Origin of the sequence: Micromonospora sp. WMMD975 (genome assembly GCF_029581215.1) — a bacterium.
Taxonomy (GTDB): Bacteria; Actinomycetota; Actinomycetes; order Mycobacteriales; family Micromonosporaceae; genus Micromonospora.
On record NZ_CP120739.1, the window covers coordinates 3,688,004 to 3,706,039 of the forward strand.

The 18,036-nt window shown below is 73.9% G+C and carries 18 protein-coding genes; 8 read left to right on the forward strand and 10 right to left on the reverse strand.

Annotated elements, in window-relative coordinates; all coding sequences use genetic code 11:
* Positions 1-10 precede the first annotated feature (10 nt).
* The 3 genes from O7613_RS15840 to O7613_RS15850 are packed head-to-tail and all read right to left on the reverse strand — an operon-like array spanning position 11 to position 3,779.
* Positions 11-1,573: a prenyltransferase/squalene oxidase repeat-containing protein gene (locus O7613_RS15840; protein ID WP_282289170.1), complete on the reverse strand. Its 1,563-nt coding sequence runs from the start codon at positions 1,571-1,573 to the stop codon at positions 11-13.
* Positions 1,570-2,445, reverse strand: a complete 876-nt coding sequence (locus O7613_RS15845) for a terpene synthase family protein (protein ID WP_282289171.1) — start codon at positions 2,443-2,445, stop codon at positions 1,570-1,572. The genes O7613_RS15840 and O7613_RS15845 overlap by 4 nt, the downstream gene beginning before the upstream one ends.
* A complete protein-coding gene (locus O7613_RS15850; protein ID WP_281590206.1) occupies positions 2,442-3,779 on the reverse strand; it encodes a cytochrome P450 in 1,338 nt (445 codons plus the stop codon). The genes O7613_RS15845 and O7613_RS15850 overlap by 4 nt, the downstream gene beginning before the upstream one ends.
* Before the next feature lie 387 nt (positions 3,780-4,166).
* On the opposite strand from O7613_RS15850, the gene O7613_RS15855 reads away from it, so the two are divergent.
* Positions 4,167-4,415: a DUF2630 family protein gene (locus O7613_RS15855; protein WP_281587623.1), complete on the forward strand. Its 249-nt coding sequence runs from the start codon at positions 4,167-4,169 to the stop codon at positions 4,413-4,415.
* A gap of 162 nt (positions 4,416-4,577) precedes the next feature.
* On the opposite strand, the gene O7613_RS15860 is transcribed toward O7613_RS15855, so the two are convergent.
* The 3 genes from O7613_RS15860 to O7613_RS15870 form a co-directional block, all read right to left on the reverse strand.
* Positions 4,578-5,504 carry an RIO1 family regulatory kinase/ATPase gene (locus tag O7613_RS15860; RefSeq protein ID WP_282289172.1) on the reverse strand — a complete coding sequence of 309 codons (927 nt, stop codon included), beginning with the start codon at positions 5,502-5,504 and terminating at the stop codon, positions 4,578-4,580.
* A 163-nt stretch (positions 5,505-5,667) separates the two neighbouring features.
* The gene (locus tag O7613_RS15865; protein WP_281587621.1) at positions 5,668-6,312 is read right to left on the reverse strand and encodes an HAD family hydrolase; all 645 of its coding nucleotides are present in this window, start codon (positions 6,310-6,312) and stop codon (positions 5,668-5,670) included.
* Positions 6,313-6,371: 59 nt separating this feature from the next.
* Positions 6,372-7,214, reverse strand: a complete 843-nt coding sequence (locus O7613_RS15870) for a carbon-nitrogen hydrolase family protein (protein WP_282289173.1) — start codon at positions 7,212-7,214, stop codon at positions 6,372-6,374.
* A gap of 67 nt (positions 7,215-7,281) precedes the next feature.
* Between O7613_RS15870 and O7613_RS15875 the strand changes: the two genes are divergently transcribed.
* The 6 genes from O7613_RS15875 to mug all read left to right on the forward strand — a co-directional run bounded on the left by O7613_RS15875 (position 7,282) and on the right by mug (position 11,545).
* Positions 7,282-7,854 (forward strand): TetR/AcrR family transcriptional regulator, encoded by a 573-nt coding sequence (locus O7613_RS15875; protein WP_281587619.1) that lies wholly within the window; start codon positions 7,282-7,284, stop codon positions 7,852-7,854.
* A 92-nt stretch (positions 7,855-7,946) separates the two neighbouring features.
* Positions 7,947-8,873, forward strand: a complete 927-nt coding sequence (locus O7613_RS15880; protein ID WP_281587618.1) for a TIGR04222 domain-containing membrane protein — start codon at positions 7,947-7,949, stop codon at positions 8,871-8,873.
* Entirely contained in the window at positions 8,870-9,688 is an 819-nt protein-coding gene (locus O7613_RS15885; RefSeq protein WP_282289174.1) for a DUF692 domain-containing protein, read from the forward strand. Before O7613_RS15880 ends, O7613_RS15885 begins: the two co-directional genes overlap by 4 nt.
* Positions 9,685-10,131, forward strand: coding sequence for a hypothetical protein (locus tag O7613_RS15890; RefSeq protein WP_282289175.1), 447 nt, complete (start codon positions 9,685-9,687; stop codon positions 10,129-10,131). The genes O7613_RS15885 and O7613_RS15890 overlap by 4 nt, the downstream gene beginning before the upstream one ends.
* 32 nt (positions 10,132-10,163) lie before the next feature.
* Positions 10,164-10,925, forward strand: a complete 762-nt coding sequence (locus O7613_RS15895; RefSeq protein WP_282289176.1) for an SDR family oxidoreductase — start codon at positions 10,164-10,166, stop codon at positions 10,923-10,925.
* Complete coding sequence (gene mug, locus O7613_RS15900; RefSeq protein WP_281587614.1) at positions 10,922-11,545, forward strand: G/U mismatch-specific DNA glycosylase; 624 nt, start codon at positions 10,922-10,924, stop codon at positions 11,543-11,545. The genes O7613_RS15895 and mug overlap by 4 nt, the downstream gene beginning before the upstream one ends.
* 40 nt (positions 11,546-11,585) lie before the next feature.
* On the opposite strand, the gene O7613_RS15905 is transcribed toward mug, so the two are convergent.
* The 4 genes from O7613_RS15905 to O7613_RS15920 form a co-directional block, all read right to left on the reverse strand.
* On the reverse strand, positions 11,586-13,568 hold the full coding sequence (locus O7613_RS15905) for an ABC transporter ATP-binding protein (RefSeq protein ID WP_281590204.1): 1,983 nt from the start codon (positions 13,566-13,568) through the stop codon (positions 11,586-11,588).
* A gap of 115 nt (positions 13,569-13,683) precedes the next feature.
* Positions 13,684-14,451 (reverse strand): enoyl-CoA hydratase/isomerase family protein, encoded by a 768-nt coding sequence (locus O7613_RS15910; RefSeq protein WP_281587613.1) that lies wholly within the window; start codon positions 14,449-14,451, stop codon positions 13,684-13,686.
* Between the two features lie 46 nt (positions 14,452-14,497).
* A complete protein-coding gene (locus O7613_RS15915; protein ID WP_007072022.1) occupies positions 14,498-14,725 on the reverse strand; it encodes a helix-turn-helix domain-containing protein in 228 nt (75 codons plus the stop codon).
* 537 nt (positions 14,726-15,262) lie between these two features.
* Positions 15,263-16,870 carry an ABC-F family ATP-binding cassette domain-containing protein gene (locus O7613_RS15920; RefSeq protein WP_282289177.1) on the reverse strand — a complete coding sequence of 536 codons (1,608 nt, stop codon included), beginning with the start codon at positions 16,868-16,870 and terminating at the stop codon, positions 15,263-15,265.
* Positions 16,871-17,115: 245 nt separating this feature from the next.
* Between O7613_RS15920 and O7613_RS15925 the strand changes: the two genes are divergently transcribed.
* Complete coding sequence (locus O7613_RS15925) at positions 17,116-18,030, forward strand: neutral zinc metallopeptidase (protein ID WP_282289178.1); 915 nt, start codon at positions 17,116-17,118, stop codon at positions 18,028-18,030.
* Positions 18,031-18,036: the final 6 nt, after the last annotated feature.

The window sequence follows — 18,036 nt, forward strand, 5'->3', positions numbered from 1 at the left end:
TGAACTCCGTTCAAGCGATCCTGATCATGGCAGGTAGGGGTTGCGTCGATGTCCAACCGGTGCGTCCCGAGGCGGCGAGCACCGCCGCGCGCACGATGAGCGTCGGGCGGTAGAGGTCCTTGTCGTGCCAGAGCGCCGGTCCGTCGTCGCAACGGTCCAGCTCGGACAGCCGACCCCGACCCCGCACCAACGCCGCGGCGATCCGGGCGTCGCCCGAGCCGCCGGCCCGCGCCAGCGTGAGCACCGCGTACGCGGTCTCCTCGGTGGTGCCGTGCCAGCGGCCCCAGGAGCCGTCCGGCCGCTGCGTGTCCAGCAGCCACCGCACGCCCCGCTCCACGGCGTCGCGGGCCGCGCCGTCGGGCGCGTGGTCGGCCAGGGCGAGCAACACCGCGTAGGTGGCGTAGTACGCCGAGGCGTGCCAGCGGTCGTCCCACCGCCCGTCCGGCTCCTGCCGTCGCACCAGCCAGTCGGTGACCCGGCGTCGGGCCGCGGTGACACCGGGCCGGCTCGGGTGTTCGCCGAGGGCGTCGAGCACGTGCGCGTTCGTGGTCAGCGACGCCCCGTCCTCCCCCGGCCAGGTGCAGAACTGGCGCCCGGTGTCGTACCCGGCGAGCGGGGAGACGCAGAGCGGCCGGCCCAGCCGGGCCAGCGTGTAGAGCACGACCGAGGTGGTGTCGGCGTCGGCCGGCAACCCCGGCGCGGTGGCCGCGCCGGACGCGCCGACCGCGGCGCGCAGCCCGGCCGACACCGGCTCGGGCACGCGCACCGAGACGCCGGCCCGGATCAGGACGGCAAGCACCCAGGCCCGCTCGAAGACGGTGATCGGGCTGGCGCAGGGCACCGGCCCGGACCCGGCGACGGCGCGCAGGTAGTCGAGCGCGGGACCGGGCTCGGGTCGGCCGAGCCAGGCCGCCGTGGCCGCCGGGGAGGCGCCCACCGCCCCGCTCGCCGAGGGTTGGACCCCGGCCGCCCGGTACGCCAGCTCGCCTGCCACCTCCAGCGCGTGCGCCAGCTTCTCCGGCACCGGCCGCCCGGTGGCCAGCAGTCCGCGTACCCGGGTCAGCCGGGCCGGGTCGAGACCGGCCGGCAGCGGCAGGCGGGGCCGGTCCGCCCACTCGGCCAGCCCGGGCGGCGGACCCGCCGGCCCGGTGAGGTGCCGGTCGACGGCGGCCAGCAGCGCGGGCACGATCAGATCGGTGGCCGGTAGGTCGGGCGGGGCGTCGCCGCGCAGCGCGGCGGCCAGGAAGGCCAGGCCCCGGTGCGCGGCGGCGGTCGGCGCCGACGCCGGGCCGGTGGACCCGGCCCGGTGCAGCTCGGCCAGCAGGGCCTCGACGGCGCTCAACGTCGGCACCAGCGCGTAGCCGCCGGGACCACCCCAGCCGCCGTCCGGGCGCTGCCGGTCGAGCAGCCAGGCCACCCGCACATCATGACCGGGCAGCCAGGGCGCCAGCGCGGTCAGCCGGCCGGTCTCGTAGACCGACGGCGAGGTCTGCCCGGCCGGGTCGCGGGCGAGCGCGTCGACCAGGTGCTGGGCGGCGCCGGCCCGGGTCGTGGGCTGGGCGGTGAGGCTCACCGCACACCCCAGAAGTCGGTGTGGCGGTAGAACCCGGTGGTGAAGCCGAGCTGCCGGGACAGGAAGTCGGCCTCCCGAGGCGCCTCGCCGGCCAGCTTCGCCAGCAGGACGCGGCAGTGGTCCACCTGCTCGGCGAACCGCCGCTCGACTTCCGCCGGGTCGTCCACCAGCAGCAACGCGTTGAGGTCGCCCGACGCCACGTCCCGCCGGTGGGTGCCGAGGTCGTTGACGAGCCGCAGGGCCCGCTGCACCTCGTCGCCGACCTCGATCAGCCGGTCCAGCACGGCGGCGTCGGTCACCGATCCGGTATGGATCCAGTGCGCCACGTTGACCACGGTGGCGGCGAGGTTGTCGGCGTTGGCCAGGTATTCCGCGAGCGTCGGGCGGCCGGTGCGTCGCCACGTCCACTCCCGGGCCATCGCGTCGAGCGTGCGCTCCATCGTGGCGCGCCAGCGTCCGCGCAACGCCCGGTAGGCGGGCGCAGCCGCGACGTCGTCGCGCAGCTCGGCGAGGAACCGGCCCAGCGGGTCGTCGGCGCCGGCGCCGTCGAGCACGTCCAGGCAGGTACGGCCGATCCGGTCCACCTCGGCGCGGCTGGTCGCCTCGTGGTCGACCAGCCAGTCGACGGCGAAGCCCCACAGCACCGCGCGGTTGGTGACCGCCAGCTCCGCGGCCGTGTGCCAGGGCGCGCTGAACGCCATGGCCGAGGCGATGCTGCTGAACAACGTCGCGTCGAACGGGTCACCGGGGAACAGCTCGGGATGTGCGGCGGCGGCCCGGCGCAGCCCGCGCTGGCCGTGCGCGACGAGCGCGCAGATCCGGCCCTGCTCCGCCGCCGCGGCGATCGGATCCGACGCCGGTACGCCGGTCACGCCGCCTCCACCCGGCCGGCGGCGAGCAGCGTCAGCTCGACCCGTTCGCGTGGCCGCAACGCGGCGGCCAGCCGCAACCCGGGCACGTCGGTGCGGTGCAGGCGGAAACGGTAGCGGCTGAGCATGGTGGCGAGGATGAGCTGGGCCTCCAGATAGAACAGATACATGCCGAGGCACTGGTGCGGGCCGCCGCCGAACGGGAAGTGGGCGTACCGGTGGCGGGCGCGGACCCGGTCCGGCCGGAACCGCTCCGGGTCGAACTCGTCCGGGCGGTCCCAGAACTGCCGCATCCGCTGGGTGATCAGCGGACTGACCGCCATGGTGGCCCCGGCCTCGATCGGCACGCCGTCGATGACGTCCTCGGCGACCGCGCGGCGCGGGATGATCCAGCCGATCGGATAGAGCCGCAGCAGCTCGTCGAGCACCATCCGGGTGTAGGTGAGCCGGTCGAGGTGCTCGCGGCGTACCGGCCCGCCGCCGACCACCTCGTCGATCTCGGCGTAGAGCCGCCCGGCGACCTCGGGGTGCTGGTGCAGGTGGGGCCAGGCCCAGGTGAGCACGTTGATGGTGGTCTCGGTGGTGGCGGCGAACATGGCCACGGTGTCGTTGCGGACCTGCCGCTCGTCGAGTCGCCGGCCGTCGTCGGTGCGGGCCCGCCAGAGCGTGGAGATGATGTCGTCGCCGGAGTCGGCGTCGTCGCGGGTCCGCCGGACGATCGGCACCAGCACGTCGTCGACGACGCGCACCGCACGCCGGAACGTACGGTCCCCCGGCATGGGCAGCGACAGCGGCGCGAACGGCACGACGATCCGGGGGATGACCGCGGTGGCGATGCGGTCCTGGGCGTCGATCACGCGCATCGCGTCCGGCACCGAGATCCGGTCGGCGAAGAGCACCTTCATGATTGCTCGACTGACGATGCGGGCCTGCTCGACGCCGATGTCGACCGGGCGGCCGGCGCGGTACGGCTCGTCCAGCTCGTCGACGGCGTCGGAGATGGCGTCGGCCATGCCGTCGATGAGCGCCTCCACCCGGCGGGCGGTGAACATCGGCTGCAACATCCGGCGGCTGGCCGACCAGACCTGCCCCTCGCCGAGGATGCCCTCGCCGAACAGCCGCTTGACCGGACGCCAGAACAACCCGTCGCCGGCGCGCTCGTAGTTGTCCGCCCGGTCCCGCAGCACGTGCTGCACGTGCCGGGGGTGGGTGACCAGGTAGGGCCGGAACGAACCGAGGTTGAGCCGGACCAGGTCGCCGCCGGTGCGGTTGCCGATGTCGATGAGCGCGCGTGCCGGGTCCCGCAGGACGGCGGGCAGGATCCGCCGCAGCGGCACGGTGTGCGGCTTCCGGGGTGATGACGGCAGGGACGGGTCGGACGAATCGACCACCTGAACGCTCCCTCGGGTTGACTGAGGGTCGTTACCCCGTCTCGACCCGTGAACCTTGCTCGTGAGCATGCCATCCTGAGCGATGAATCAAAAGGCGGCACAGAGGATATTTCACGTAACAACAATCTCTTTGTCGAGAATGGAGCCGGTGGGATATACGCCACGCCGCAAGCCTTCCTGCATGCAAGGAGGGGCCCCTTGTTAACGCATTCGGTAGAGGCGGGGCCCCTTGTTAACACTCGGCGCGCGAGCGCGGGCGGGGCGCGGGGGCGACACCCGGGCGCGCGGCGCGGAACGCGGGCGCGGGCGCGTCGGCTGTGCCAAGCTTCGGGGATGGACGACAAGACCATCCTGAGCCGGATCTCGGAACTCGTCGACGAGGAGCACCGGCTGCGCGCCGGCGCGCAGGAGCACGAGGCCGGCACCGACGACGAGGCCCGCGAGCGGCTGCGGCACCTGGAGGAGTCCCTGGACCAGTGCTGGGACCTGCTCCGCCGCCGCCGAGCGGCCCGTCAGGCGCACGGCGACCCGGAGGCGCAGGGCGAGCGCCCGGTGCCGGAGGTCGAGCGCTACCTCCAGTGATCCGGCGGCCCGTCCGGCACGACGCCGCCCCGGCGGCCCCTGGGCGACCACGACCGCCGACCAGGTAACCACGGCCCAACGCCGACCCGATGACCACGGCACGACGCCGACCCGTGTCCACGGGCGGGGGCCGGGCGGGCCCGCCCGGGACACGGCGTGTGGTCAGCGGATGCCCGCCTCCCGCAACAACGTCTCGGTCAGCGCAGCCGGGTCGGTGGTGGTGGCCGGCAGGCCGCGGGCGGTGAACCAGGCAGCGACCACCCGCACGTCCCGGGCCAGGAACTCCCCGCCCTGCGGGTTGGCCACCACATCCACCACCTGCGGCAGGTCGATCATGACGAGCCGGCCGGTGTGCACCAGGAGGTTGTACGGCGACAGGTCGCCGTGGGCGTATCCGGCGCGGGCCAGCACCACCAACGCGTCGACCATCTGCTCCCAGAGGTCACGCAACCCGGCGTCGGTGGGTCGGACCTGGGCCAGCCGGGGCGCGGCCTCCCCCGCCTCGGCGTCGCCGACGAACTCCAGCATCAGTTCGGTGCCGAGCAGTTGCACCGGGTAGGGCACGGCGATCCGCCCGGAGGCGACGCCGATCTCCCAGAGGCGGGACAGCGCGGCGAACTCGGCCGCCGCCCACTGCCCGGCGATCATCTGCCGGCCGAACGTGGTCCGGCCGGCCATCGCCCGCATCTCCCGCGACCGGCGTACCCGCCGGCCCTCGAGATAGCCGGCGTCCCGGTGGAAGAGCCGGTGCTGGGCGTCCCGGTAGCGCTTGGCCGCCAGCAGGCAGCTCCGATCGGTGTCCGGCACGGCACGACGGACCAGGTGGACGTCCGCCTCCTTGCCGGTCTTGAGCATGCCGAGCTCGGTGTCCCGGGCGGCCAACTCGGTGACCAGCCAGGCGGGGTACGGCTCGGGGCCGTGCACGGCCTGGTCCCAGGTGGACCAGCGGTCCTCCGCGTCGGGCTCGGCGTCCGGGTCGCCGAGGGTCGGCCGGGGACCGCCCCGCTTCAGGAAATCGGGTTCGTCGTCGTCGAAGCGGCTCTTGCCGCGGCCACGGCGCTGCGGCGCCGGGATGTCGTGGTCACGCACGGGTGGATCTGTCCTTCGGTCGAGGCTGGTGGAGGCAGGCGGAACGACCCTGCAAAGACGGCCATGACCGACCTCCTCTCCTCGACCGGGCGACGCCCGGGTGCGCCCTCGCGCGGCACCATGGTCGCGGGCCCGCTCGGGCGGGGCAACCAATTTTCCCCGTTCAGCCCGCCAGCACGGCGGCGACGGCCGGGATCAACCCGTCCTCGACCCGGGTCGGCGCGAACCGGGGGTCCGACCAGCGGCGGCCCCGGTGCAGCCAGACGCTCGGGAGGCCGACCGCGGTCGCGCCGCCGATGTCCGCCTCCGGGCTGTCGCCGACCACCCACGCGCCGCGCAGCGGCATCCGGGTCCGCTGGGCGGCGAGCGCGAAGATCCGTGGGTTGGGCTTGCTGACCCCGGCCTCCTCGGAGATCACCCAGTCGGCGACGTACCGGTCCAGGCCGGTCCGCCGGATCTTGTCGTCCTGCTGGCGCGTCGCGCCGTTGGTGACCACGACCGGCACCCAGCCGGCGTCGGCGGCGATCCGCAGCGCGCAGGCCACGAGCGGGTCCAGTCGCATGTGCGCCACCACACCGTCGCGCAGCTCGTCGACCAGGTCGATCGAGGGGATCCGCAGGCCGTAGCGGTCACGGATGGCGTCGGCCACGTCCCAGCGGTCGGTCAACCCGTCGGCGTCGACGGAGACCAGCCAGTCGAGGTCGACGGTGGGCGCGCCGATGGTGTCCAGGAAGCGTGCTCCCCAGGCGCGGAACGACCCGTCGCGGTCCAGGAGGGTGTTGTCCAGATCAAGCAGGAGCAACGGCACCTGAGCACCCTACGGGAACAGCCGGGACACCGGCAGGGTCGAGGGGCCCGCGTACGTGGTCACGCGATGAGGGTCGCGCGGGCGGCCCCGGCGTCGGGCAGCCGGTCGAGCAGCATGGTGTGTGCCGCGCGGGTGTCCGCCAGGACGCCCGGGTCCAGCGCCGCCACCAGCACGTCCTCCCCGGTGTCCGCGCCCCGGGCCAGCGGCCGGCCCTCCGGGTCGTAGACCGCCGCGCCACCGTTGAACCGCCAGGGATCCGCGCCGCCGACCGCGTTGGCGAAGACCACGAACATGGTGTTGTCCAGGGCGCGGGCCGCGTAGTAGAGGTCGCGGCGATGGGCCGAGCCGGCCAGGTAGCCGCTGGGACACAGATATCCGTGCGCGCCGTCGGCCGCCGCCGCTCGGCCGTGCTCGGGGAAGCAGCCGTCGTAGCAGATGCCGAGGCCGAGCCGCCACTCGTCGACCATGAGGGTGGCGCCGCGCCGGCCGGCGTCGAACAGCTCGCGCTCGCCGCTCCAGAGCTGTTGCTTGTCGTACGCCGCGGTGACCGTGCCGGTCGGGTCGACGACGAGCGACGAGATGGTGCGCCGCCGGTCGGGGTGGCGGACCGCCGCGCCGATCACCACGGCGGTCCCGGCGTCGCGGGCGGCGGCGCGCAGCGGGTCCAGCCGCGCGTCGTCGACCCGCCCGTCGGGGGCGGCGGCCACGTCCGTCCCGGTCGGGTCCGCGCCGAGCGTCGGCGGGTGGTACGCCGGCAGGAACAGTTCGGGCAGCACGACGACGCGGGCGCCGGCGGCCCGGTGGACCAGGCGGGCGGCGGCGCGGGCGTTGCCGGGGACGTCCCCGGGCACCGGTTCGGCCTGCACGGCGGCGACGGTGAGCGGTCGGGTGGGGAGGGACACGACCGGGATCGTAGCGAACCGTACGTACGGTTTGCGCCGGTCCCCTCCCACCTGGGACGATCGTGCCGTGCCCAGAGTAAGTCAGGACCAGCTCGACGCGCGCCGGCAGGAGATCCTCGCCGCGGCGCGGGCGTGTTTCGCCCGACACGGCTACGAGGGCGCCACCGTGCGGCGGTTGGAGGAGGCCACCGGCCTCTCCCGGGGCGCGATCTTCCACCACTTCCGGGACAAGGACTCGCTCTTCCTCGCCGTCGCCGAGGACGACGCCGCCGCCATGGTGGAGACCGTGGCGCGTAACGGCCTGGTGCAGGTGATGCGCGACCTGCTGGCCCGGGCCGTCTCCCCGGACACCACCGGCTGGCTCGGCAGCCAGCTCGAGGTCTCCCGCCGGCTGCGCACCGACCCGGCGTTCGCCAGGCGCTGGTCCGAGCGGTCCGCGGCCATCGCCGAGGCGACCCGGGAACGGCTGCTGCGCCAGCGGGAGGCAGGCGTGCTCCGCGACGACGTGCCGATCGACGTGCTGGCCCAGTTCCTGGAGCTGGCGTACGACGGGCTGGTGCTGCACCTGGCGATGGGCCGTCCGGCCGGCGACCTGAGCCGCGTGCTCGACCTGGTCGAGGAGGCCGTCCGCCGGCCCTGAGTCTCGGTCCGGTAACTGCACCCTTCCCAGTGATCAACGCTGGCGCGTCTGCTCCACAATGAGCCGCGACCCCCTCGCGACAGGAGCAGACCATGACCGTCCTCGCGGCCGACACCTGGGGCGTCCCCGGCCCCGTCTTCCTGCGCTGGTATCTCGTCGCGGCCGTCGTCCTGGTCGTCGGCACGGCGGTGTACCGGTTCCGCGCGCTCGCCGGCACCGCCGTGACCGAGCACGGCGCGCTCGGGCCGCAACAGGTCGCGTACCTCAACGGGGGCGACCAGCTCGCGGTCTGGACCTCCCTCGGCGGGCTGCGCCGGGCCGGCGCGGTCGGCGCGCACCCGGACCGGCGGTTGGCGCCCGGCGGGCCGCTTCCGGCCGGGATGACCCCGCTCGACCAGGCCGTCCACCACGCCGCCAGCCGCGGGCTGCGCTCCCGCGAGCTGGTCCGCGACGAGTGGATCCGGCGCGCCCTCGACGAGCTGCGGGACGGCCTGGTCCGCCGGGGCCTGGCCCTGGACCAGGAGCGCCGCCGGTCGCTGCGGCGCGGGTCCATGCTTGTCGGTTTCCTGCTGGCGATCGGCGTCGTGCGCGCCTTCGTCGGGCTGACCAACGGCCGCCCGGCCGGCTTCCTGCTCCTCACCCTGTTCCCGTTGTTCGCCGCGTTCCTGCTGTTCAACCGCGTGCCCTGGCGCACCCGGGCGGCCACCGCCGCGCTGCGCGACATGCGCCGCCGGCACGCCTGGCTGCGCCCCGCCGCCGCACCCGCGTACGCCACCTACGGCCCGTCGGACGCGGCCCTGGGCGTGGCGCTGTTCGGCACCGCCACGCTCTGGACCATGGACCCGGGCTTCGCCGAGCAGGCCGAGATCCAGCGCCAGGCGATGGGCACCGCCGGCACCTCCGGCACCTCGTGCGGCGGCGGCAGCTCCTGCTCCGGTGGCAGCTCCTCCTCCTGCGGCGGCGGCAGCTCCTGCGGTGGAGGCGGCGGGTGCGGTGGAGGCGGCGGGTGCGGCGGATGAACGGCCCGTCCGGCGTCGGCATCGGCTGGCGTCCCGAGATCGCCGGTTTCGTGGCCGGCCTGCCGGGGCTGCGGTTCGTCGAGGTGGTGGCGGAGTCGGTCGCCCCGGCCGGGCCGCCGCCCGAGGGCCTGACCGAGCTGCGCGAGCGCGGCGTCACAGTCGTACCCCACGGGGTGCGGCTCTCGCTCGGTGGCGCGGAACCGGTCGACCCGGCCCGGGTCGCGCACCTGGCCGGGGTAGCCACGACGCTGGCGGCGCCGCTGGTCAGCGAGCACATCGCGTTCGTGCGGGCCGGCGGGCTGGAGGCCGGCCACCTGCTGCCGCTGCCGCGCAGCCGGGAGGCGGTGGCCGCGGTGGTGGCGAACGTGCGGCGGACGCAGGCGGAGCTGCCGGTGCCGCTGGCGCTGGAACCGATCGCCGCGCTCTTCGACTGGCCCGACGACGAGCTGGACGAGGCCGACTTCCTCACCGAGATCCTCGACGCCACCGGGGCGCTGCTCCTGCTCGACGTCGCCAACGTGCACGCCAACGCCCGCAACCGGGGTGGCGACGCCGCCGCGCTGCTGGACCGGCTGCCGCTGGAGCGGATCGCCTACGTCCACGTGGCCGGCGGCGCCGAGGCCGGCGGCTTCTACCACGACACGCACACCGACCCGGTGCCCGCCGAGGTGCTCGACCTGGTCCGCCAGCTCTGCGAGCGGCGCCGGGCGCCGGCGCTGCTGCTGGAACGCGACGGCCACTATCCGCCCGCCGCCGAGCTGCGCGGCGAGCTGGACGCGCTGGCCGCCGCCTCCGGCCACCCGGTGGTCACGTGAGCGGCGACCTGGCCGCCCGGCAGGCCGAGCTGGTCGCCGCGCTGGTGGCCGGCGGGCCGCTGCCGCCCGGCTTCGCCCCGGCGCCGGTCGAGGCCGCCCGCCGGGCCCTGCTGCGCAAACGGGCCGGCGACGTGGCCCGGCACTGGCCGCTGCTCGCCGCCGGACTCGGCGCCGACTGGCCGGCGGCCTTCACCGGCTGGGCCGCCGGCCGCCCCACGAACGGGTCGCTGCGCGACGGCTGGGACCTGGCCCGCGCGCTGCGAGACGCGGGCACGCTGCCCCCGCTGGGCGCCGACGAGTTGGCCGGGCGCGAGGCCGCGAGCCGCTACGACGGCCACGCCGCGCCCCGGCCCCGCCGTCTCCCGGCGCTCGCCCGCACCGGTGGCGCCGTCGCGGTCCAGCTCGCCGGGCGGGTACGCCTGCTGCGGCCCGCCCCGCGCTGACAGGTCCCACCCGGTACGGCAGGATCGGGCGCATGGATCTCGGACTCGCCGACCGGGTGTACGTGCTGACCGGTGCGTCCGGCGGCCTCGGTTTCGCCACCGCCCAGCAGCTCGTCGCGGACGGCGCCCGGGTGGTGCTCTCCGCCCGGGCGCCGGAGCGGGTGGCCGCCGCGGTCGAGTCGCTCGGCGACCCGACGCGGGCCATCGGGCTGGCCGCCGACCTGGCCGACCCCGACACCCCGGCCCGCCTGGTCGCCGCGGCGCGCGAACACTTCGGCCGGCTCGACGGCGCGCTGGTCTCGGTCGGCGGCCCGGCCCGGGGCACCGCCGCCGAGGTCACCGACGAGCAGTGGCGGGAGTCGTTCGAGACGGTCTTCCTGGGCAGCGTCCGGGTCGCCCGCACGGTGGCCGGCGCGCTCACCGACGGCGGCGCGATCGCCCTGGTGCTGTCCACCTCGGTACGCGGGCCGCTGGCCGGGCTTGGCATCTCCAACGGCCTGCGACCCGGCCTGGCCGGCGTGGCGAAGGACATGGCCGACGAGTACGGTCCGCGCGGCGTACGCGTGCTGAGCCTGCTGCCCGGACGCATCATGACCGACCGCAACCGGGAGCTGCTGGCCGCCACCGGCGACGCCGACCGGGCCCGCGCCGAGGCGGAAGCGGCGATCCCGCTGGGCCGCTTCGGCGAACCGGCCGAGTTCGGCCGGGTGGCCGCGTTCCTGCTCTCCCCCGCCGCCGGCTACGTCACCGGGGTGACCGTGCCGGTCGACGGCGGCGCGGTGCGCGGGCTGTGACGGCGCCCCGCCGCCGGCCCGCCGGTCGGCGGCCCGAGGCCGCCCCCGGTCCGGGCACGCCGGCCCGACGCCACCCCCGGCCCAGCCGGGAACAGCTCGCCGCCGCAGCCGACCGGCTGCTGCCCGACGTGCTCGCGCCCGGGCTGGACGTGCTCTTCGTCGGGATCAACCCGGGCCTGTGGTCGGCGGCCACCGGCTGGCACTTCGCCCGCCCGGGCAACCGGTTCTGGCCGGCGCTGCACCGGGGCGGCTTCACCCCGCGGCTGCTACACCCCAGCGAACAGGACGAGCTGCCGGCGCTGGGGTTGGGCATCACCAACATGGTGGCCCGGGCCAGCGCCCGCGCCGACGAGCTGACCGCGCAGGAGCTGGTCGACGGCGCCCGGGTGCTGACCGAGAAGGTCGAGCGTCACCGGCCGCGCTGGGTGGCGGTGGTCGGGGTGACCGCGTACCGGATCGGGTTCGCCCGGCCGAAGGCCCGCTTCGGGCCGCAGCCGGAGTCGCTCGGACCGGCCCGGCTCTGGGTGCTGCCCAACCCGAGCGGCCTGAACGCCCACTTCACGCCGGAGACGCTCGGTGCCGCCTTCGGCGAGCTGCGCGCGGCGGTCACCGGCGAATAGCCTCCCCGGATCCGCCGGCACGCGGTCGGACCGGCGAGCCCTAGTTCGCCGACGCCGGCGGCATCGCCTCCTGCGCGACGTACGTGCCCATCGGCACCGTGGTCACCACCGGCTCGGGCTGCTCCGGCTCGGTGTAGGGCGCCGGGGAGTCGCTGACCGCGAACTGGGTGCGGTAGAGCTCGGCGTAGAGACCGCCGACCGCCACCAGCTCGTCGTGTCGGCCGCGCTCGACGATCCGCCCCTCGTCGAGGACCAGGATCTGGTCGGCGTCGCGCACGGTGGAGAGCCGGTGCGCGATCACCAACGCGGTGCGCCCGGTCAACGCCACCGACAGCGCCCGCTGCACCGCCGCCTCGCTCTCCGAGTCGAGGTGCGCGGTGGCCTCGTCGAGGATCACGATCGACGGGGCTTTGAGCAGCAGTCGAGCGATGGCGATCCGTTGCTTCTCACCGCCGGAGAAGCGGTAGCCCCGCTCGCCGACCGTGGTGTCGAGCCCGTCGGGCGTGGACCGGACCAGGTCGGCGACCTGTGCGCCGGCCAGCGCCGCCCAGATCTCGTCGTCGGTGGCGTCGGGCTTGGCGTAGCGCAGATTTTCCCGGATCGTCTCGTGGAACAGGTGCGAATCCTGGGTGACCACGCCGATCTCGTCGCGCAGCGAGGCGAGCGTGGCGTCCCGGACGTCCACGCCGCCGACGAGCACCTGACCGTCGCTGACGTCGTAGATCCGCGAGACCAGCATGGACAGCGTCGACTTGCCGGCGCCGGACGGGCCGACCAGGGCGACCATCTGCCCGGGCTCGACGGCGAACGAGACGCCCCTGAGCACCGGCTCGTTGACCGTCCGGTCGAGCGCGGCGACCTCTTCCAGCGAGGCCAGCGACACCTCGGCGGCGCTCGGGTAGCGGAAGCGCACGTCACGGAACTCGACCCGGCCGTTGCGCGGCGGGACGGGCACCGCGTCGGGCTTCTCCGCGATGCCCGGACGCAGGTCGAGCACCTCGAAGACACGGTCGAAGGAGACCAATGCGCTCATCACGTCGACCCGGACGTTGGACAGCGCGGTGAGCGGACCGTAGAGGCGGGTGAGCAGCAGCGCCAGCTTGACGACGGTGCCCGCGCTGACCGCGCCGGCGACGGCGAGCCAGCCACCCAGCCCGTAGGTGAGCGCCTGGGCGAGCGAGGCGACGAGCAGCATCGCCACGAAGAAGGTGCGGGAGTACATCGCGGACTGGATGCCGATGTCACGCACCCGCTCGGCCCGGCCGGCGAACCGCGTGGCCTCCACCTCGGGCGCGCCGAACAGCTTGACCAGCAGGGCGCCCGAGACGTTGAACCGCTCGGTCATGGTGGCGTTCATCTTGGCGTCGAGGTTGTAGGACTCGCGGGTGATTTCGGCCAGCCGCCGCCCGACCCGCCGGGCCGGGATGATGAAGATCGGCAGCAGCACCAGCGCCAGCACGGTGATCTGCCAGGACAGCACGAGCATCGCCGCAGCGGTGAGCACGAGCTGGATGACGTTGCTGACCACCCCGGACAGGGTCGAGGTGAACGCGCGCTGGGCGCCGAGCACGTCGTTGTTGAGCCGGCTCACGAGCGCGCCGGTCTGGGTGCGGGTGAAGAACTGCAGCGGCATCCGCTGGACGTGGTCGTAGACCCGGGTGCGCAGGTCGAGGATGATGCCCTCGCCGATGCGGGCGGAATACCACCGCTGGGCCAGCGAGAAGAGCGCGTCGGCCACGGCCAGCACGGCGATGATCAGGGCGAGCCGGACCACGGTGTCGCGGGCGTCGGAGCCGCCGCCGGCGATCGCGTCGATGACGTCACCGGCGAGCAGCGGGGTGGCCACGCCGATCACCGCGGCCACGATGACGGTGATCAGGAAGATGACGATGTCGCGCCGGTAGGGCTGGGCGAACGCGACGATCCGCCTGGCGGTGCCGCGCTTGAGCTGGTGGGCGGAGACCTCGTCGCGGTTGCGCAGCGACCGGAGCATGCTCCAGCCACCCATGCCGCCGCCGGCCATGTGGTTGGACACTCGTCACCTCCGGGTCGTCGGGCAACGGAGAACCGCCGGGGTCCATTCTCCCGACGCCTGTGACAACCTCGCGAGTAACCCGGATCTTCCCGTGCGGTCCTTACTATTCGCCGCGGCCGGCCAGGTCGCGGATCCGCCGGGTCTGCGCCTCCCGCTCGGCCCGCTGCTGCTCGGCGTGCGACCGCCCGACCGCGCCGGCGAGCAACGCCTTGATCTCCACGACCGCGTCCCGGTTGTTGGCGAGCAGCCCGGCGGACAGGTCACGCACCGCGCCGTCCAGCTCGTCGTTCGGCACCACCAGGGTGGCCAGGCCGACCCGGTCCGCCTCGGCGGCGTCCATCCGGCGGCCGGTGGCGCAGATCTCCAGCGCCCGGGAGTAGCCGACCAGGTCGATCAGGCGACGGGTGCCGCCCAGGTCGGGAACCAGGCCGAGCGTCACCTCGGCCATCGAGAGCCGGGCGTCGGCGGCGAGCACGCGCAGGTCACAGGCGAGGGCGAGCTGGAAACCGGCGCCGATGGCATGGCCCTGCACGGCGGCGACCGAGATGACGTCCGGCCGGTGCAGCCAGGTGAAGCCGCCCTGATATCCGGCGATCCGGTCGGCGCACTCGCTCTCGGGGAGCGCGGCCAGCTCGGCGAAGGAGCCCGGCCCGGAGGCACCGGCGACCGAAAGGTCCAGGCCGGCGGAGAAGGAACGCCCCTCCCCGCGTACGACGACGACCCGGACGTCACCCGGCAGGTCCCGGGAGAACTCGCTCATGGCACGCCACATCGCCGGGGTCTGGGCGTTGAGCACGTCGGGCCGGCACAACGTCACCGTCGCAACCGGCCCGTCGCAGTCGAGTCGAACTCCGGTCGTCTCGGCGGTCACCGGACCACCCGGAGCGCGACGCTGATGGACGACGCTGGGGGGCGGGTCACGCCTTCTTGCGGCGCCGGGCGCCGCCGCGCTGCCGCAGCTGCACCCCGGACTCGGTGAGCACCCGGTGGATGAACCCGTAGGAACGGCCGGTCGAGGCCGCCAGCGCACGGATGCTCTCACCCCCGGTGTACCGCTTTACCAGGTCTTTGGCGAGCGTCTGACGCTCGGCCCCGACGATCCGGCGACCCTTCTCAGTGCTGGTGGCTGTGCCGGTGGCTGCCATGCTGATTCCTCACGTCCCAGACTGTGCGGTTCGGATACGGTCCCACCTATTAGACCGCCTCGGACGATCATGCGCCAGATATCAACTATTCGCCAACCGACACGCTACGCAGTGTCAGGTTCCCGATAGAGTGATCCTTTCGAGCGTTCGATCCGTATCGCGTGCCGGATGCCGGCTTGATCCGCTCCACGGGCGCCGACGTGAGGGCATCGATCCGGACGGTTACCCGACCCGTGGCCCGGGCTGCTCGGGCTGCTCGGGCTGCTCGGGCTGCTCGGGCTGCTCGGGCTGCTCGGGCTGCTCGGGCTGCTCGGGCTGCTGCCGATCGTGGAGCGTGCCGCCCCAGGGGCCACCGCCCTCCAAGATCCCGGACAGCGCCGGTCTGGAGTTGTGGCACCTCCTTGACCAACCCCGAGCCCGACCTTCCGAAAGAGCAAGCGGGTGATCATGAGGTTGACGGCGGTGTGGATCTCGTACGGTGCCGCCAACTTCATGATCGACATCGGAAGGACGGGGGCGGGCGGGGAGGGGGCCAGGTCAGGCCAGTTCCACCAGTTCCAGCAGGTCGTCGGACCAGGCGTCCTCGTCGCCGTCGGGCAGCAGGATGGCGCGGTCCGGCTTGAGCGCGGTGACCGCGCCCGGGTCGTGGGTGACGAGCACGATCGCGCCCGGGTAGCGGGCGATCGCGTCCAGCACCTGCTCCCGGCTGACCGGGTCGAGGTTGTTCGTCGGCTCGTCGAGCAGCAACACGTTGGCGCCGGAGCAGACCAGGGTGGCCAACGCCAGCCGGGTCTTCTCCCCGCCGGAGAGCACCCCGGCCGGCTTGTCCACGTCCTCCCCGGAGAACAGGAACGCACCGAGGATCTTGCGTAGGTCGGTGTCGGTCTGGTCCGAGGCGGCGCTGCGCATGTGCTCCAGGATCGTCCGCTCCACGTCGAGCGTCTCGTGCTCCTGGGCGTAGTAGCCGAGCCGCAGGCCGTGCCCGGGGCGCACCTCGCCGGTGTCCGGCTCCAGCAGACCGCCGAGCATCCGCAGCAGGGTGGTCTTGCCGGCGCCGTTGAGGCCGAGGATGGCCACCCGGGAGCCACGGTCCACCGCGACGCTGACGTCGGTGAAGATCTCCAGCGACCCGTACGACTTGGACAGGCCGGCGGCGGTCAGCGGCGTCTTGCCGCACGGCGCCGGGTTGGGGAAGCGCACCTTGGCCACCTTGTCGGACACCCGGACCTCGTCGAGGCCGGAGAGCAGGCGCTCGGCGCGGCGGGCCATGTTCTGCGCGGCGACGGTCTTGGTGGCCTTGGCCCGCATCTTGTCCGCCTGCGCCATCAGCGCGCCGGCCTTCTTCTCGGCGTTGGCCCGTTCCCGGCGGCGGCGCCGCTCGTCGGTCTCCCGCGCCTCCAGGTACGCCTTCCAGCCGAGGTTGTAGGTGTCGACCACGGACCGGGTGGCGTCCAGGAACCACACCTTGTTGACCACGGACTCCAGCAGCGACCCGTCGTGGGAGATCACGATCAGGCCGCCCTTGTGGTTGGCGAGGAAGCCACGCAGCCAGGTGATCGAGTCGGCGTCGAGGTGGTTGGTGGGCTCGTCGAGCAGCAGGATGCCGCCGCCGTTCTCGCCCGCGTCGCGGAACAGGATCCGGGCCAGCTCGATGCGGCGGCGCTGGCCGCCGGAGAGGGTGCCGATGGTCTGTGCCAGGGCGCGGTCGGGCAGGCCCAGGTTGGCGCAGATCCGGGCCGCCTCGGCCTCGGCCGCGTACCCGCCGAGCGAGGCGAACTGGTCCTCCAGCGCGCCGTAGCGGCGGACCAGCCGCTCGTCGTCGGCGCCCTCGGCGAGCTTGTTCTCCAGTTCCGTCATCTGCGCCATCAGCACGTCCAGGCCACGGGCGGAGAGCACCCGGTCCCGGCCGGTGACCTCCAGGTCGCCGGTACGCGGGTCCTGCGGCAGGTAGCCGATGGCGCTGCGCCGGTCGATCTGCCCGGCGTACGGCTGGCCCTCCCCGGCGAGCACCTTGAGGGTGGTGGTCTTGCCGGCGCCGTTGCGCCCGACCAGGCCGATCCGGTCTCCGGGCTGCACCCGCAGGGTGGTGTCGGACAGCAGGATCCGGGAACCGGCGCGCAGTTCCAGGCCGGTGGCAGTGATCATTTCGGAAGACTCGCTCTCGGGTCCGGAAGGGCTGACTCAGGGCACGCGAAAGCGCCGGCGGATCGTCATCTCCGTCGGCGCGGGGCGGTTCAGCCTTCGCAGCGCAGCACGGCACAAGTGTACCGGGCGCGTCGCACCCGTCCCGCCGGATTACCGTGCAAGATCATCGGGTACCGAATCCGCCGTCCGGACCCGGTCCGGTACCGCAACCACCACACACGGACACATCGGTGATCGGGGTCAACATGGAGCTGAATGAGAACGCGCGGGTCGACACCAGCCAGGTGGACGACCGGCGAGGGTCCGGCGGAGGGGGCGGGATGGGCATCCCGATCCCGATCGGCGGTGGCCGGGGCGGGATCGTGGGCATCATCATCGCCGTGCTCGTCGCCCTCGTGGGCGGCGGTTTCGGCCTCAACGCGGCCACCAACGGCGGCGGTTCGGACCAGGGCGACAACGCCTCGCTGGAGCAGAAATGCTCCGCGCAGGACGCGCTGGAGCAGCTCGACTGCCGCAACACGCTCTACGTCAACTCCATCCAGGCCTACTGGCGCACCGCCATGCCGGAGGTGTTCGGCGAGCAGTACAAGCCGTCCAAGACGGTGTTCTTCAGCCAGAACGTCAGCACCGGCTGCGGCGCGGCCGACTCGGGGGTCGGCCCGTTCTACTGCCCGGCCGACGACCTGGTCTACATCGACCTCACCTTCTACCGCCTGCTCGCCGACCAGCTCGGCGCCGAGGGCGAGTTCGCCCAGCCGTACGTCCTGGCCCACGAGTACGGGCACCACGTGCAGGACCTGCTCGGCACCGAGGCGCAGATGCGCCGCCAGCAGCAGCGTGACCCGCAGAACGCCAACGCGCTCTCGGTGAAGCTGGAGTTGCAGGCCGACTGCTATGCCGGCGCCTGGGCCAAGAACGCCACCGGCACCGCCGACGACCAGGGCCAGAAGATCTTCAAGAGCATCACCGACCAGGACATCCAGCAGGCCGTCGACACCGCCGAGAAGATCGGCGACGACGCCATCCAGCAGCGCTCCGGCCGGCCGGTGAACCCCGACGAGTTCACCCACGGCACGTCCGAGCAGCGCCAGCAGTGGTTCACCAAGGGTTTCACCACCGGTGACCCGAAGGCCTGCGACACCTTCGGCGGCGGCCAGTAACACCCT